The sequence below is a fragment of the Lysobacter korlensis genome, from assembly GCF_042434515.1.
The window spans coordinates 76,041-90,164 of record NZ_JBHLTG010000007.1; the positions used below are offsets into that span (position 1 = coordinate 76,041).

Here is a 14,124-nt window from a genome sequence, read left to right on the forward strand (position 1 = left end):
GCTGGGATGAATCTGTGCGCTACACCGAGGCCCCAGCGCGACGTGCCGAGCTGCTGCGCCGACTCCAGACCGACGGCTACGTCAGCTGCGCCCAGCTCGCCGGCGAGCTCGGCGTCTCTGAGATGACCATCCGGCGCGACATCCGTCAGCTCCAGGTCGAGGGTCTCGCCCGCCGCGTCGTCGGCGGAGCCCGCCTCGCCGAGGCCGGCCGCGTGCCGTTCGAGCGGCGGAACCGAGAGGGCACCGCCGAGAAGCGCGCAATCGTCGCGGCCTGTGTGCCGCAGCTGGTCGGTGCATCCACGATCGCGCTCGACGCCGGCACGACCGTGGCGCCGCTCGCCGCCCTGGTGCCGCCGGGCACCACCATCGTCAGCCATTCCGTGCCCGTGATCACGGCGTGCACCCTGCGGGACGACATCGAGCTGCTCGGGCTCGGCGGCATCTACCAGCCGGACACCCGGGCGTTCGCGGGTCCCACCACGCGCGCCGAGCTCGAGTCGCTCGCGGTCGACGTCGCCGTGCTGTCCGCGACCGCTGTCGACGACACCAGCGTCCGCTGCGCCAGCGTGCTCGACGCCGACATCAAACGGGCGATGGCCGCGAGCGCCCGCCGCACCATCCTGCTGGTCGACCACGCCAAGCTCGGCGCGCGCGCCTCCATCCGCATCGGCCCGCTCTCGCTCGTGGACACCATCATCACCGGCGCCGGCGCCCAGCCCGCCGACCTGGCCCGGCTGCGCGACGCGGGTGTCGAGGTGCTCGTCGCGGACGCGTCGGAGGTCGCGAGCATCTCGTGACCGCGCCGCTGCTCGGCATCGTCGCCGACGACCTGACCGGTGCCTGTGATGTCGCGGCCGCCGCCACCGACGCCGGGCTGCACACCGTCGTGTCGCTCGGTCCCCCGTCGGGGACCCCGCTCGCGGACTGCATCGTCGTCGCGCTGAAGTCCCGCACCGCAGAGCCGGGCATTGCCGTGCGGCAGTCGCTGGAGTCGGGCCGGTGGCTGCTCGGGCACGGCACGGCACGGCTGTACCAGAAGTACTGCTCCACCTTCGACTCCACCGACCGGGGCAACATCGGTCCGGTCGCCGAGGCGCTCGCGAGCATCGTCGCGGAGCGCGCCGGCACGCCCGACGCCGCGCTGTCCATCGGCACCCCCGCGACCCCGCAGAACGGACGCACGCAATACCTCGGCCACCTGTTCGTGGGGGACCGGCTGCTCTCCGAGTCGCCACTGCGCGACCACCCGCTGACCCCGATGGGCGACCCCGATCTCGTGCGGGTGCTCGCCCGGCAGAGCACCCGGAGCGTTGGGCTGCTCCCCCATCCGGTCGTGCGCGCCGGCGGAGACGGGCTCCGAGCGGCGCTGCGGCGGCTCGCCGACAGCGGAGCCGGCCACGTGCTGGTCGATGCCCTGGACGACGACGACCTCGACCGGGTGGCGGCCGCCCTGCTCGCCGGCGACGGCCCACCAGCCCTGCTCGGCGGCGGCGCGGGCCTCGCCGGCGCGCTCGCCAGGCGGATCGCCGAATCCCTGCCCGCAGACCGCGAGGGCGCCGCGCTCGCTCCGGCCGTGCCGGCCGGCAGACGGCTGCTCCTCTCCGGCAGCGCCTCCGCGCGCACCCGGGAGCAGGTCGCCGCGTTCCCGGGGCACGTCCGGACGCTGGACCCGCTGCGGCTCGCGGATGGGTCCGACTCCGCCGAGACGGTGCTGTCGGAGCTCGCCGGCCGCTTCGCCGGCCACCCGGACGACACCGTGCTGGTCAGCGCCACCGCGGACCCCGACCGCGTGCGTGCCGTTCAGGCGCAGCTCGGCACCGCGGCCGCCGCCGAACTCGTGGAGCGGGAGCTCGGACGGATCGCGGTGGGCGCGGTCGACGACCTCGGCGTGCGGCGGCTGCTCGTCGCGGGCGGCGAGACGTCCGGCGCGGTGGCCGACGCGCTCGGGGTGCGGAGTCTCTTCGTCGGACGCTCCGCGGCACCCGGTGTGCCGTGGACGGTCGCCGGGCACCGCGATGGCCGGACGGGCGCCGACCCGATCGCACTGCTCCTGAAGTCCGGCAACTTCGGCGGACCCGACCTGTTCTCGACCGCCTGGGAGGTCGCACCATGACCGAGGAACTTCTGCCCGCACGCCGCTCCCTGGTCGCGATCGGACGTCGGCTCGCCGCAGCCGGGCTCGCCCACGGCACATCCGGCAACGCCAGCGTCCGCGTCGGCGACCTGGTGCTGCTGACGCCGACCGGGGCGCGGCTCGGCGGGCTGACCGAGGACGACATCGCGGTGGTGCGGGTGGCGGACGGCTCCCCCGCGGCCTCCGGGCCAACCGCCACGAAGGAGCAGCCGCTGCATCTCGCCGCGTACGCGGCCCGTCCCGACGCAGCCGCCGTGCTGCACACGCACTCCCCCTGGGCGACCGCGGTCGCCTGCCTGCCCCCGGACCCGGACGGCAACGCGGAGCTCCCTGCGTTCACCCCGTACTCGGTGATGCGGCTCGGTGCGGTGCCGGTCGCTTCGTACGCGACGCCCGGCTCGGCGGAGCTCGCCGCCGGTGTCGGCCCCCGGGCGGCGATCTCCGACGTCGTGCTGCTGGCGAATCATGGACCGGTCGCGCTCGGCCCGGATCCGGATGCCGCCGCCGACCTGCTCGACGAGCTGGAGGCGGCCGCCCGGCTGACGCTCACGCTGCGCGGCAGCGCCGCGGTCCCGCTCCCCGCAGCCGAGGTCGAGCGGCTTCGCTCGCGAGGCCACCGCGCCCGATGATCGCGGGATTGTCTGATGACCGCGCAGTTGCGCGATCATCCGACACGATCGCGATCGCGCGGCTCCGGTCCCTTCGACAGGCTCAGGGACCGAAGCCCTAGTCGCCCGAGTGCGCGTGCGCCTCGAGGAACTCGTAGAGCTCCCGGTCGTCCACTCCGGGGAACGTGCCGCTGGGCAGCGGCGACAGGATGTGCGCGTGCAGCTTCGCGCTCGACCACGCCTTCCCCGACCACCGGTCGGACAGGTCTGGCTCGGGTCGCCGGCAGCAGTCGGCATCCGGGCAGCGCGACACCGTGCGGTTCGTGGTCTCCCGCCCACGGAACCATTTCGACTGCGAGAACGGCACGCCGACGGTGATCGAGAACTCCTCGGCAGCCGAGGTGCCCGTCTGTGTGGCCTCGAAGAAGGTGCCCTCCGGGGTGTCGGTGTACTGGTAGTACTCGGTGGTGCGGTTCACCCGCGTGAAGGCCACCCTGGCGCTCCAGAACCGGCACACGAACTGCCCCTCCATCGACCCGGTGACGTCCAGCGGCAGGCGCAGTCCGTCGTTCTCGTAGCCCTTGTGCACGGCGCCGTCGTCGTTCACCCGCAGGAAGTGCACGGTCATGTCGAGGTACGCCGTCGCCAGATTCGTGAACCGGAGTCCGGCCGCCTCGTGGGTCACGCCGAACGCGTCGCGGAAGTCTTCCACCGCGATGTTCCGCTCCGCCTTGGCCTGGGTGAGGAACTCGACCGACTGGGTTCTCGGCATCAGGCAGGCGGCGGCGTAGTAGTTGATCTGAAGCCGCTGCAGCAGGAACTCGGCGTAGGTCTTCGGCACCTCGTGGGCGAGCAGGCGGTGCGCCATCGCCTGCAGTGCCATCGACCGCAGTCCGTGCCCGCCTGGAATCGACGCTGGCGGCAGGTAGATGCGCCCGTTCTCCAGGTCGATCACGCTGCGGGCCGAGTGCGGCAGGTCGTTCACGTGCACCAGCTCGAACCCGAGCCGCTCCGCCATCCGGCTCACCGAGCGGTGCGTCAGCGCACCGGAGACATGTCCGACGGCCTTCAGCTCCCGCTCCGCCAGATCCTCGATGTCGGGCAGGTGGTTGTTCAGCGTGCGCATGTGGAGTCGCAGATCCGTGTTGGCGCGGCGCGCCTCCTCCGGCGTCGCGATGGCCTGCCGCTCGCGGCGCACCAGCTCCCGCTGCAGACCGACGACCGTGGTGAGCGCCTCGTCCGTGAGTCCCCGGCTCGGCCGCACCGGCGGCAGCCCAAGCGACTGGAACACCGGACTGCGCTGGAGTCGATCCAGTTCCAGCTCCAAGGCGGCCCGCGGGGTCGGGGGGCTCTCGTCGAGCAGGTCGGAGAGTTCCACGCCGAGCTCCGACGCGATGGCTGAGAGCAGGCTCAATCGAGGCTCCCGCTTGCCGTTCTCCGCCAGGGAGAGCTGGCTGGGGGCCACGCCCACTGCGGCGCCGAGCTGATCCAGCGTCATGCCGGCTCGGTTGCGGAAGAAGCGGATGCGGTGCCCGATGGCGGCGAGTTCGCTCATCCGGGCAGGATATTGCAAATTTCGCAGGCCTTGCCACCCAGCCCGCGAAGAATGTCTGCGGATATGTCCGGGAATCGAGAAGATCTGCGATTCTGCAGGCCGCACGCCATCCGTCGGCGCCGCTTCGATGCGTTACGCCGTGTTGCGGGCCGGAATGGGAAGTCCCGTGCACCCGCGCGAGCATTGGCAGCAGGTATGCCGACGCAGGGAGGGCAAGCATGACCGTGACGACCACCGTGGATCGATCACCGTGGACGGGCGCCGCGACACCGGACGAGCTGAAGCGGTGGACCGCCATCGCCGACCAGGTCGGGGTGCGGCTCGCGGCAGGGGCGCTCCAGCGCGACCGCGAGAACGCCAACCCGGGCGAGGCGCTCGAGATCCTGCGCGAGGCGGGCCTTGCGAATCTGATGGTCCCCGCCGCTTTCGGCGGGGAGGGCGCGCACTGGGAGACGGCGTTCCGGGTGCTGCGCACCCTCGCACGGGCAGACGCCTCGCTCGCGCAGATCCTGGGCTACTCCTATCTCAACGAGGCGTGCATCTCGTTCTATGGCAGCGACGCGGCGGCCCGCGAGCACTGGTACCTCAGGAGCGCGCAGAACTCCTGGATCTGGAGCGACTCGTTCAACCCGGTGAGCCCGGATCTCGAATTCCGTGCGGACGGGGACGGCTATCGCCTGAGCGGTCTGAAGCGGTTCGCGACGGGCGCTTCCGCCACAGACGTCGTCATCGCCGGCGCTGTCGCGGAGGGCGGCCGGTACGACGGCGAGTTCGTCATCTTCGCGATCGACGCCCGGCGTGAGGGCGTCACGCACCTCGACGACTGGGACAACCTGGGTCAGCGCGCCTCGGCAAGCGGCTCGGTCCGTTACGAGGGCGTGCTCGTCACGGCGGACGACATCCTCGGCACCGACCCGGGTGACCCGTTCTCCTCGCTCGTCACCCCGGGCGTGCAGCTGCTGTTCGGCAACATCTACCTCGGCATCGCGGAGGGCGCGCTCGCCCAGGCGCGGACCCTCACCCGCGCCCGCGCGAACTCGTGGTTCCTGAGCGGGGTGGACCGCTACGCCGACGATCCGAATGTCCACCGGCTGTTCGGCGGGCTCGTGGCCAAGACGGCGGCGGTGGAGGCGCTCGCGGACAAGCTGAACCGGAGGTACGACGAGGCGGTCGCGCTCGGTGAGCGGACGACGGCCGAGGACCGCGCCGCCGCCGAGGTGGAGATCGCCGCGCTGAAGGTGGTCTCGACGGAGGTCGGGCTGGAGGTGTCCTCGCGCGTCTACGAGGCGGCGGGTGCCAGCGCGACGAAGAACTCGATCGGGCTGGACCTCTACTGGCGGAACATCCGCACGCACAGCCTCCACGACCCGGTCGACTACAAGAAGATCGAGGTCGGCGCCCACTACCTGAACGGCACCGTGCAGCCGATCTCGCTCTACACATGACACGAGGCCAGACGCCGACGCGGGCGCAGACCGTTCCGACGGACCGGGCCCTGCTGGAGAAGTACGGTCCCGTCTTCGAGTCGGTGGCCGAGGGCGCGGCGGAGCGCGAGCGTGATCGGGCGCTGCCGTTCGAGCAGCTCCGGGAGCTGGCCGCCGCGGGCTTCGGCGCGGTCCGGGTGCCGGTCGAGCGAGGCGGCGATGGGGCGACGCTCCGTCAGCTGTTCCTGCTGCTCATCCGGCTCGCCACGGCGGACCCGCACATCCCCCAGGCGCTCCGCGGCCATTTCGCGTTCGTCGAGGACCGGCTGCGTGCCGCCGACGGCCCGGACCGCGACCGCTGGCTCCGCCGGTTCGCGGCCGGCGAGCTCGTGGGCAACGCCGTCACCGAGATCGGGCAGGTCGAGGTCGGCAGGACCGGTACCCGGCTGGAGGCCGACGACGACGGCAGCTGGCGGATCACCGGCCGCAAGTACTACACCACCGGCAGCATCTTCGCCGACTGGATCGACGCCAGCGCGATCACACCGGACGGCGCCGAGGTCGCCGCGCTCGTCGCCACAGCGCAGGACGACGTGCTCGTCACTGATGACTGGGACGGCTTCGGGCAGCGGCTCACCGGCAGCGGCACGGCAGAATTCCGAGGTGCGCGCGTCGAGGCCGACCAGGTGTACGACTTCTCGAACCGGTTCCCGTACCAGACCGCGTTCTATCAGCTGACCCTCAATGCGGTGCTCGCCGGGATCGCGGCTGCCGCGGAGCAGGACGTCGTGGCTCAGCTGCGGGGCCGGTCTCGCGTCTTCAGCCACGGCGCCGCGCCCGAGAGCCGCAACGATCCGCAGCTGCTGGAGACGGTGGGGCGAATCTCGGCCGCCGCAGCTGCGGCGTCGGCGCTGACCCTCTCGGCGGCGGCCGTGCTCGACGAGGCGGCCGCCGCAGACGATCCTGCGGACGTCACGCGCCTCAAGCGAGAAGCGGAGCTCGAGGTGTCGCGCGCCCAGATCGTGGTGTCGGAGCTTGCCCTCCGGGCGGCCACGGCCCTGTTCGACCCGCTGGGGGCGTCCGCCACCGCTTCGTCGAAGGCGCTCGACCGCCACTGGCGGAACGCGCGGACCGTCGCGTCACACAACCCTGTCGCGTTCAAGGCGCGCATCGTCGGCGACGCCGCAGTGAACGACGCCGACCCGCCCTACGAGTGGTACGTGGGCACGGCTGCTCCTCGGCCCACGAGCTAGCAGCCACCATGCCGCTCCCCTGACGAGCACCTCATCCTCAACGCGCTCACCATGAACACGCCTGGGCACCTCTCCACGGGTCATGACCGCAAGCGTCCCGCAACGATTCGTAACGGTCGGCAACGCTGAGTAACGCAGGACGTCGCAGGCGACGCGGCCCGCTAGCTTCGCAACACATTCCGCTTTCCCGCCCTGAGAACGAAGGACGACCATGACCACCACGACAACCGATCCGACGCTCGAGGCTGCGCCGGAACGCGCCGTCACCGGACGGCTCCGCGGCTCGCTCGGCGTCGCGAGCATCGTCTTCATCGTCGTCGCGGCCGCGTCGCCGCTCGGCGTGATCGGTGGCCCTGTGCCGCTCGGCATCGCGTTCGGCAACGGCGCGGGCTTTCCCTTCACCTACCTCGTCGCGACAGCCGTGCTGCTGCTCTTCGCGGTGGGGTTCACGGCCGCGACGCCGTTCGTCCGCTCGGCCGGCGCCTTCTACGCCTACGTCGACCGCGGGCTCGGCCGCGCGGCGGGGCTCGGCACGGCGTTCGCCGCGCTGCTGTCCTACCTCGCACTCGAGGCCGGCGTGTTCGGGCTGCTCGGCCCCGCGGTGGACGGGCTGCTGCAGTCCTACGGGCTGCCTGCCGTGCCGTGGTGGGTTTACGCACTTGTCGGCTTCGTCGCCGTCTCGGCGCTCGGTTACTTCAACATCGAGCTGTCGACGAAGGTGCTCGCGGTGCTGCTGATCGCCGAGGTGCTCATCGTGCTGGCGCTCGACGCGGTCGTCATCTTCGGCGGCGGCGGGCCTGAGGGCTACTCCACCGGTGTCTTCGATCCAGCGCAGATCCTGTCCGGCGCGCCCGGCTTCGCCATCCTCTTCGCGATCCTGAGCTTCATCGGCTTCGAGGCGACCGCTGTGTTCCGCGACGAGGCGAAGGACCCGGACCGCACCATTCCCCGCGCGACGTACATCTCGCTGATCTCGATCGGCATCTTCTACGCCGTCTCGAGCTGGGCATTGATCAGTGCGAACGGTCAGAGCGGCATCGTCGAGAACACCACCAGCAATGCGGGGACCGTCCTCGCCACCACTGCGGAGACCTACCTCGGCACGGTGGGGGGTCACATCATCCAGGTTCTGTTCGCCACCAGCCTGTTCGCCTGCATCCTTTCGTTCCACAACATCGCGACGCGGTACTTCTTCTCGCTGGGCCGGAAAGGCGTGCTGTCCTCGAGCCTCGCCGCCGCGCACCCGAAGTTCGGGTCACCTGCGCGTGCCTCGCTCCTGACCTCCGGCATCGTGCTGGCGCTCGTCGCCGTGGCCGTGGTGCTCGGACTGGAGCCGATCACCCAGTTCTACACCTGGCTGGGCGGCATCTCCTCCGTCGGCGTGGTGCTGCTGCTCGTGATCACGAGCGTCGCGGTGCTGGCGATCTTCCGGAAGGACAGCCACTCGCTCGGTGCGTGGAGGACGACCATCGCGCCGGTCCTGGGGCTGATCGGCCTGCTGACGTTCCTCGCCATCATCCTGGTCAACTTGCCAGTGCTCGTCGGGGAGGCATCGTACGGCCCATTCTCGATCGGCGTGCTGGTCTTGCTCGTCGCTGCCTTCGCGCTCGGTCCGGTAATCGCGGCCGCGCGAAAGGACGCCGAGCTCGACTGACGCAGCCGGCTGTGCGGCGGGGTCGTCTTCGACGGCCCCGCCGTTGTTCGCCTGCTAGGGGCCTGATCGCTGGGCGAACCGCAGCACGTTGTCGAACGGGTCGATCGCCTCGAATGTCGGACCCCCCGGGGCGTCCTTGTCCAGCTCCCCGATCGAGCCGTCCTCCGTGATCCGCTCGAGGAACTCGTCTCGAAGCTCCTGGACGTCATCGACCGCTATCCACACCGCCGCGCCCGGAGTGCCGTCCCCGGCGTGCTCGGAGAGGTGCAGCACCGCACCCGACCGGGACACCTGCGCGTAGAGCGGCAGCCCCGGCTCGAAGCGGTGCTCCCAGTCGATCCCGAACCCGAGCACACCGACGTAGTAGTCGATCGCGTCCTCGACCGATGTGATCCGGAGGATCGGAACGGCTCTGCCGAGCTCACCCTGCCCGTTCGCTGCCTGCACTCTGTGAGGCTACGCGCGCGGCGCCCGCCTGCCTAGTGCGCGCCGGGGAAACGCGACGAGGCCGCCCTCTCGGACGGCCTCGTGCACTCCTCGCGACAGTGACGTTGGTGGAGATGGGGGGAATTGAACCCCCGTCCATTGCTGTGAGCCTGCGCCTTCTACGGGCGTAGCTTGTGAAAGCGTTCTACTCGGCTCCGACCTTCGTCACAAGCACCTAGGTCGACGAGCCCAGCCAGAGTTCGAGTCCCGCGTCGCCCTCAGGCGTAACGACGCAGCAAGCCCTCTCGATGATGCCGGCACCGGGGCGAGAGCAATACCCGGGCCGACAGACCTTGGCCTCTTACTTACGCAGCAAGAGCAAGGTCGGTGCGCTTAACATTGGCACCTATTGTTTGCAGAGATCGTTTACGAGATAACCCTGCATCCTCGACCCGCTTCTCGCAGTTTCGCAGGCAATGTCGAAACCGATCATCCCCTCGAGCGCACTCCTTCGGAGTGGGTCACTGTCGCGCTATGGAGTTGTCTCCGGCTTTGTCGCCGACTTTCCATCATACCGCCAACCACCATCGGTGACCAGCGGCTCCCCCGGCCGTGAGGCCGACCGTCCGCTCACGATGGGTGTCTGGGCGAGCACGCGAGCGGCGACCGCGGCGAGGACGAGCGCTCCGAGCCCGCTGACCACAAGGAGGCCGAAGAATGCCAGCTGCGACGGCAGCCCGAGCGAGCCGACATCGAGGCTGCGCCAGGTGACGATGCCGTAGAGCACGCAGGCGACGACGATCGCGACCGCGAAGATCCACCGGTCCCACCTGCGGTAGAGCGTGATCGCGATGGCGAGCTCGAGGAACACGCCGACCATCGCCATCGTGACCAGCGCCCGGATCCCGTACGAGGTGGTCGGCACGTTGACGAGTCCCGCCACCAGCGCCGCCGCCAGACCTGCACCCGGTCTGCGGACGGTCAACATCGAGGTGAGCACCGGCAGCAGCCAGGCACCGACCACGGGGGCGTAGAGCAGCGGGATGCCGCGGGCCACCGTCGCGGCGTACGTGTTCACCGGAATCAGCAGCAGGCCGCCGAGAATGCCGATGCCGAGCACGACGGCGATCGCCCGCCAGTGGACGCTGCTCAGTCGCACGGAGTCGCTCCCTCTCTGTTCCGATCACACATCATGACGCATCGGAGCCGGATGCCAGAAACAGCGCCTCGATCTCGTCGTGCAGCAGGTCGGTCGCGATGTGCTGACCGGCCTTGGCACCGGCCGCCGCAGCCTGGATGAGCTGCGCGGAGATGTCCACGGAGTTGCCGACCGCGTACACGCCCGGCACGCTCGTCTCACCGGTCGGTCCGGCCTCCACGAAGTCGAACCCCTGGTAGACGGAGCTCGAGGTGACGGCACAGCCGAGCGCGCGCAGCAGCTGATCGTTCGGCAGCGGTCGAGGGGTGACGAAGACACCGTCGCGCTCGTGCACGGACCCGTCGACGAGGCGCACCAGCACGCCTCCGGCCGGGGACGGCTCGATCGCGGTGATCTGCTGCCGCACGATCCGCCCGCCGCGGGCGGCGAAGGCGCGCTCGTCGTGCGGAGCCAGCGAGATGTCGCCGAACAGCGTGAGATCCGCGCTGAGCGGTGTCAGCATCACCGCACCGTGCCCAGCCCACGGGTCGAGTGCCAGCACCGCGAGCGAGCGGTCGCGCAGCTCCCAGCCGTGGCAGTAGGGGCAGTGGAAGACCCGTTGTCCCCACAGCTCCACGAGACCCGGCACATCGGGCAGCACGTCGATCAGTCCGGTCGCGATCACCACCCGGCGGCCGGTGAGCGCCGCACCGTCCTCCAGCGCGGCCGTGAACGCTCCGACGGTCCCGTCGATGTCGGTCACCCGGCCGTCGAGGAGCTTCACGCCGCAGCCGGTCACCTCACGGCGTCCTCTGGCGAGCAGCTCCGCCGGCTCGATGCCGTCGGATCCCAGATACCCGTGCAGGTGCGCGGCGGCGCGGTTGCGTGGGAGGCCGCTGTCGACCACGACAACGCGGCGTCTGGACCGGCCGAGCATGAGCGCGGCGCTGAGCCCGGCCGCGCCGCCGCCGACGATGATGGCGTCGTACTCCGGCTGCATCCCGCCACCGTAGGTGTGCCGGCCGGATGAATTGCTGTGAGTCGCGGTCCGGGGCGGTGCTCCGGGTGCCGTAGGGTGAGTGCGATTCTGGGGGGAACATGAGGCGTCGGTCGGTTCCGGCTGCGGTGATGCTGGCGGTGTTGGGGCTGACGCTGCTGCCGGGCTGCGGCCTGGTGGAGAACGCCGAGGCGATCTTCGAGCACTTGGAGCGGGAGTCGCGGGGAGCGCTGCCGGACACGCAGACCCCCGCCGACGTCACCGCGCGCACCGACATGGCGGTGGGCGCCTGCGTCACCGAATACGGCTACGACGACTGGGACACGGTCACCGGCTTCCAGGTGGTCGACTGCGACGCGGAGCACTACGAAGAGCTGTACGCGGTCGTCGAGCACACGGCCGGCGAGTATCCGGGCGACAACCGGATCTGGAAGACCGCGGAGGTGGAATGCATCGCGGCCTTCGAGGGCTACGTCGGCGTCTCGTACGAGGAGTCGGAGTACGCCGCGAACTGGATCGCCCCGACGGACCTGGAGTGGCGCGACGGCGACCGGAGCACCCTGTGCCTGCTCTGGGACTACGACTACCGGCCGCTGGTCGGATCGGTGCGCGGCTCCGGTCGCTGACCGGGGAGCGCCTCACTCCCCCATGTACTTGCGCGACGAGATCGCCCGCTCGGCCTCCCGCTTGTCCTGCCGCTCGCGAAGCGCCTGCCGCTTGTCGTACTCGCGCTTGCCCTTGGCGAGCGCGATCTCGACCTTCGCCCGGCCGTCGCTGAAGTACAGCTGCAGCGGCACGAGGGTGTAGCCGCCCTCTTTCACCTTGCTCGACAGCTTCAGGATCTGCTGCTTGTGCAGCAGCAGCTTCCGCTTGCGGCGCGGCGGGTGGTTCGTCCAGGTGCCCTCGTTGTACTCGGGGATGTGCACGGCGTCGAGCCAGGCCTCCCCCGCATCGATGAAGGCGTAGCCGTCGACCAGGGACGCCCGACCGGCCCGCAGCGACTTCACCTCGGTCCCCGTGAGCACAAGGCCTGCCTCATAGGTGTCTTCGATGGTGTAGTCGTGGCGGGCTTTGCGATTGGTGGCCACCACCTTCTGGCCACGTTCCCTGGGCACGGTCTTCACTTCCGATCGTCTGGACGCCGCAGCGGATCCGCAGGGCAGCCAGTCAGTCTAGCGAAGAGTGGGCTGGGCGGAAGTCCGCCCTGATCCGGGGTCAGACCTTGAGGTACCGGCGGATGGCGACGTTCGCCGAGAGAGCGGCGAGCACCACGCCGACCCCGAAGAGGACCGGCACGACCAGCAGCGCGTCGTCGAGGCTCACGAACGAGGTGTCCGGAAGGCTCGAGCTGAGGTATCCCTGCACGAAGAAGTGCACGAGCGACACCACCGCGGCTCCCGCGAGCACGGATCCGATCAGCGCCGCGACGACGCCCTCCAGCACGAACGGGGTCTGGATGAAGCGGTTCGACGCGCCCACCAGCCGCATGATGCTGAGCTCCCGCCGGCGCGAGAAGGCACTCAGCCGGATGGTGGTGGCGATCAGCAGCACGGCGGCAGTGAGCATCAGCGCGGCGACGCCGATCGCGGCGTAGCTCGCGGCGTTGAGGGCCGACAGGATCGGGTCGAGGTAGCCGCGCAGGTCCTGCACGTCCTCGACGCCGGCATAGCCGGCCAGCGCCTCCGAGAGCACGTCGCTCTGCGTCGGGTCCTTGAGGTTCACCCAGAACGTCTGGTTCAGCATGTCGGGAGAGACGAAGTCGGCGATCGCGTTGCCCTCGAACTGCGCGAGGAAGTTCTCGTAGGCCTGCTCCTGCGACTCGAACTCGAACCTGTCGATGAGCGGCGCCAGCACCTCGGAGGTGAGCTGTGCCTCCACGGCCGCAACCTGCTCCGGGGTCGCGCCGCCGTTGCAGTTCGCGGCCACGACGATGTCGTTGCACATGTAGACGGCCACCTGGGCGCGCTCGTACCAGTAGCCCTTCATCTGGCCGATCTGCATCTGCAGCAGGATCGCGGCGCCGACGAAGGTCAGCGACACGAAGGTGACGAGCACCACGGAGATCACCATGGAGGCGTTGCGGCGCAGGCCCTGCCCCACCTCCGAAAGCACCAGACCGAGCCTCATGGCCGCGCCCCCTGCGGCAGGAGCGCCTGCGCGAAGCCGGGCTGCTGCGGCAGCGCCTGGGTGACGTAGCCGCCGCTGCGCTCGTCGCGGACGATCTCTCCGTTCACCAACTCGATGACGCGTCGCTGCATGGAGTCGACGATCCCGGCATCGTGGGTCGCCATCACGATCGTCGTGCCGCCGGCGTTGATCCGCTCGAGCAGCCCCATGATCCCCGCGCTGGTGGCCGGGTCCAGGTTGCCGGTCGGCTCGTCGGCCAGCAGGATGGCCGGCTTGTTCACGATGGCGCGCGCGATGGCGACGCGCTGCTGCTCGCCGCCGGACAGTTCGTGCGGCAGCCGGTTCTCCTTGCCCTCGAGGCCGACCAGGCGGATGGTGTCGGCCACGGCCTCCTGGATGAAGCCCTTGCTCTTGCCGATCACGCGCAGCGTGAAGGCGACGTTGTCGAAGACGTTCTTGCCCGGCAGCAGGCGGAAGTCCTGGAACACCACACCGATGTTGCGGCGGAAGAACGGCACCTTGCGGTTCGGGATGCGGCCGAGGTCCTGACCGAGCACGTGGATGCGGCCCTTCGTCGGCCGGTCCTCCTTGAGCACCAGGCGGAGGAAGCTGCTCTTGCCGGAGCCGGAGGCGCCGACCAGGAAGACGAACTCGCCCTTCAGGATCTCGAGGGTCACCTCGCCGAGCGCCGGCCGGGACGAGCGGGCATAGATCTTGGTCACTTGGTCGAAGCGGATCATCGGGAGCGAGCCTAGGCAGGGCTCGCCCCGATCGACGGGAGCGACATACCCCACCTCAACCTTGGAGC

Annotated in this window: 14 protein-coding genes and 1 other RNA gene; 7 read left to right on the forward strand and 8 right to left on the reverse strand. The window is 70.2% G+C overall.

All coding sequences use genetic code 11. The features are described from left to right. The first annotated feature begins 14 nt into the window (after positions 1-14). Genes ACFFGH_RS25135 through ACFFGH_RS25145 form a run of 3 tightly spaced genes read left to right on the forward strand, consistent with a single transcriptional unit; the run spans position 15 to position 2,763 of the window. Positions 15-797 (forward strand): DeoR/GlpR family DNA-binding transcription regulator, encoded by a 783-nt coding sequence (locus tag ACFFGH_RS25135; RefSeq protein WP_386673468.1) that lies wholly within the window; start codon positions 15-17, stop codon positions 795-797. Further along, complete coding sequence (otnK, locus tag ACFFGH_RS25140; protein ID WP_386673470.1) at positions 794-2,113, forward strand: 3-oxo-tetronate kinase; 1,320 nt, start codon at positions 794-796, stop codon at positions 2,111-2,113. The genes ACFFGH_RS25135 and otnK overlap by 4 nt, the downstream gene beginning before the upstream one ends. Next, on the forward strand, positions 2,110-2,763 hold the full coding sequence (locus ACFFGH_RS25145; RefSeq protein WP_386673472.1) for a class II aldolase/adducin family protein: 654 nt from the start codon (positions 2,110-2,112) through the stop codon (positions 2,761-2,763). Before otnK ends, ACFFGH_RS25145 begins: the two co-directional genes overlap by 4 nt. Before the next feature lie 97 nt (positions 2,764-2,860). On the opposite strand, the gene ACFFGH_RS25150 is transcribed toward ACFFGH_RS25145, so the two are convergent. Next, positions 2,861-4,297 carry a helix-turn-helix domain-containing protein gene (locus tag ACFFGH_RS25150; protein ID WP_386673474.1) on the reverse strand — a complete coding sequence of 479 codons (1,437 nt, stop codon included), beginning with the start codon at positions 4,295-4,297 and terminating at the stop codon, positions 2,861-2,863. 218 nt (positions 4,298-4,515) lie between these two features. Between ACFFGH_RS25150 and ACFFGH_RS25155 the strand changes: the two genes are divergently transcribed. The 3 genes from ACFFGH_RS25155 to ACFFGH_RS25165 all read left to right on the forward strand — a co-directional run bounded on the left by ACFFGH_RS25155 (position 4,516) and on the right by ACFFGH_RS25165 (position 8,628). Beyond that, a complete protein-coding gene (locus ACFFGH_RS25155; RefSeq protein WP_386673476.1) occupies positions 4,516-5,742 on the forward strand; it encodes an acyl-CoA dehydrogenase family protein in 1,227 nt (408 codons plus the stop codon). Continuing rightward, positions 5,739-6,974, forward strand: coding sequence for an acyl-CoA dehydrogenase family protein (locus tag ACFFGH_RS25160; RefSeq protein WP_386673478.1), 1,236 nt, complete (start codon positions 5,739-5,741; stop codon positions 6,972-6,974). Before ACFFGH_RS25155 ends, ACFFGH_RS25160 begins: the two co-directional genes overlap by 4 nt. Positions 6,975-7,185: 211 nt before the next feature. Beyond that, entirely contained in the window at positions 7,186-8,628 is a 1,443-nt protein-coding gene (locus ACFFGH_RS25165) for an APC family permease (RefSeq protein ID WP_386673479.1), read from the forward strand. A gap of 54 nt (positions 8,629-8,682) precedes the next feature. Here the strand turns inward: ACFFGH_RS25165 and ACFFGH_RS25170 are convergent, their stop codons facing one another. From ACFFGH_RS25170 to ACFFGH_RS25185, 4 genes are all read right to left on the reverse strand, one after another. After that, complete coding sequence (locus ACFFGH_RS25170) at positions 8,683-9,075, reverse strand: glyoxalase superfamily protein (RefSeq protein ID WP_386673481.1); 393 nt, start codon at positions 9,073-9,075, stop codon at positions 8,683-8,685. 105 nt (positions 9,076-9,180) lie between these two features. Beyond that, positions 9,181-9,551: a transfer-messenger RNA gene (gene ssrA / locus ACFFGH_RS25175) on the reverse strand. A gap of 35 nt (positions 9,552-9,586) precedes the next feature. Further along, positions 9,587-10,213, reverse strand: coding sequence for an ECF transporter S component (locus ACFFGH_RS25180; protein WP_386673483.1), 627 nt, complete (start codon positions 10,211-10,213; stop codon positions 9,587-9,589). A 31-nt stretch (positions 10,214-10,244) separates the two neighbouring features. Then, a complete protein-coding gene (locus ACFFGH_RS25185) occupies positions 10,245-11,192 on the reverse strand; it encodes an NAD(P)/FAD-dependent oxidoreductase (protein WP_386673485.1) in 948 nt (315 codons plus the stop codon). A gap of 98 nt (positions 11,193-11,290) precedes the next feature. On the opposite strand from ACFFGH_RS25185, the gene ACFFGH_RS25190 reads away from it, so the two are divergent. Next, the gene (locus ACFFGH_RS25190; RefSeq protein ID WP_386673486.1) at positions 11,291-11,815 is read left to right on the forward strand and encodes a septum formation family protein; all 525 of its coding nucleotides are present in this window, start codon (positions 11,291-11,293) and stop codon (positions 11,813-11,815) included. A 12-nt stretch (positions 11,816-11,827) separates the two neighbouring features. Here the strand turns inward: ACFFGH_RS25190 and smpB are convergent, their stop codons facing one another. The 3 genes from smpB to ftsE all read right to left on the reverse strand — a co-directional run bounded on the left by smpB (position 11,828) and on the right by ftsE (position 14,056). Then, entirely contained in the window at positions 11,828-12,313 is a 486-nt protein-coding gene (smpB, locus tag ACFFGH_RS25195) for an SsrA-binding protein SmpB (RefSeq protein ID WP_446686177.1), read from the reverse strand. Positions 12,314-12,404: 91 nt separating this feature from the next. Continuing rightward, the gene (ftsX, locus tag ACFFGH_RS25200) at positions 12,405-13,316 is read right to left on the reverse strand and encodes a permease-like cell division protein FtsX (protein WP_386673488.1); all 912 of its coding nucleotides are present in this window, start codon (positions 13,314-13,316) and stop codon (positions 12,405-12,407) included. After that, the gene (ftsE, locus tag ACFFGH_RS25205; protein WP_386673489.1) at positions 13,313-14,056 is read right to left on the reverse strand and encodes a cell division ATP-binding protein FtsE; all 744 of its coding nucleotides are present in this window, start codon (positions 14,054-14,056) and stop codon (positions 13,313-13,315) included. The genes ftsX and ftsE overlap by 4 nt, the downstream gene beginning before the upstream one ends. Between the last annotated feature and the right edge of the window lie 68 nt (positions 14,057-14,124).

Coding starts and splice junctions, on each gene's coding strand:
- ACFFGH_RS25165 (WP_386673479.1), top strand. CDS start 7,186: ATGACCACCACGACAACCGATCCGACGCTCGAGGCTGCGCCGGAACGC.
- ACFFGH_RS25145 (WP_386673472.1), top strand. CDS start 2,110: ATGACCGAGGAACTTCTGCCCGCACGCCGCTCCCTGGTCGCGATCGGA.
- ACFFGH_RS25190 (WP_386673486.1), top strand. CDS start 11,291: ATGAGGCGTCGGTCGGTTCCGGCTGCGGTGATGCTGGCGGTGTTGGGG.
- ACFFGH_RS25155 (WP_386673476.1), top strand. CDS start 4,516: ATGACCGTGACGACCACCGTGGATCGATCACCGTGGACGGGCGCCGCG.
- ACFFGH_RS25185 (WP_386673485.1), bottom strand. CDS start 11,192: ATGCAGCCGGAGTACGACGCCATCATCGTCGGCGGCGGCGCGGCCGGG.
- ftsX (WP_386673488.1), bottom strand. CDS start 13,316: ATGAGGCTCGGTCTGGTGCTTTCGGAGGTGGGGCAGGGCCTGCGCCGC.
- ftsE (WP_386673489.1), bottom strand. CDS start 14,056: ATGATCCGCTTCGACCAAGTGACCAAGATCTATGCCCGCTCGTCCCGG.
- ACFFGH_RS25150 (WP_386673474.1), bottom strand. CDS start 4,297: ATGAGCGAACTCGCCGCCATCGGGCACCGCATCCGCTTCTTCCGCAAC.
- ACFFGH_RS25160 (WP_386673478.1), top strand. CDS start 5,739: ATGACACGAGGCCAGACGCCGACGCGGGCGCAGACCGTTCCGACGGAC.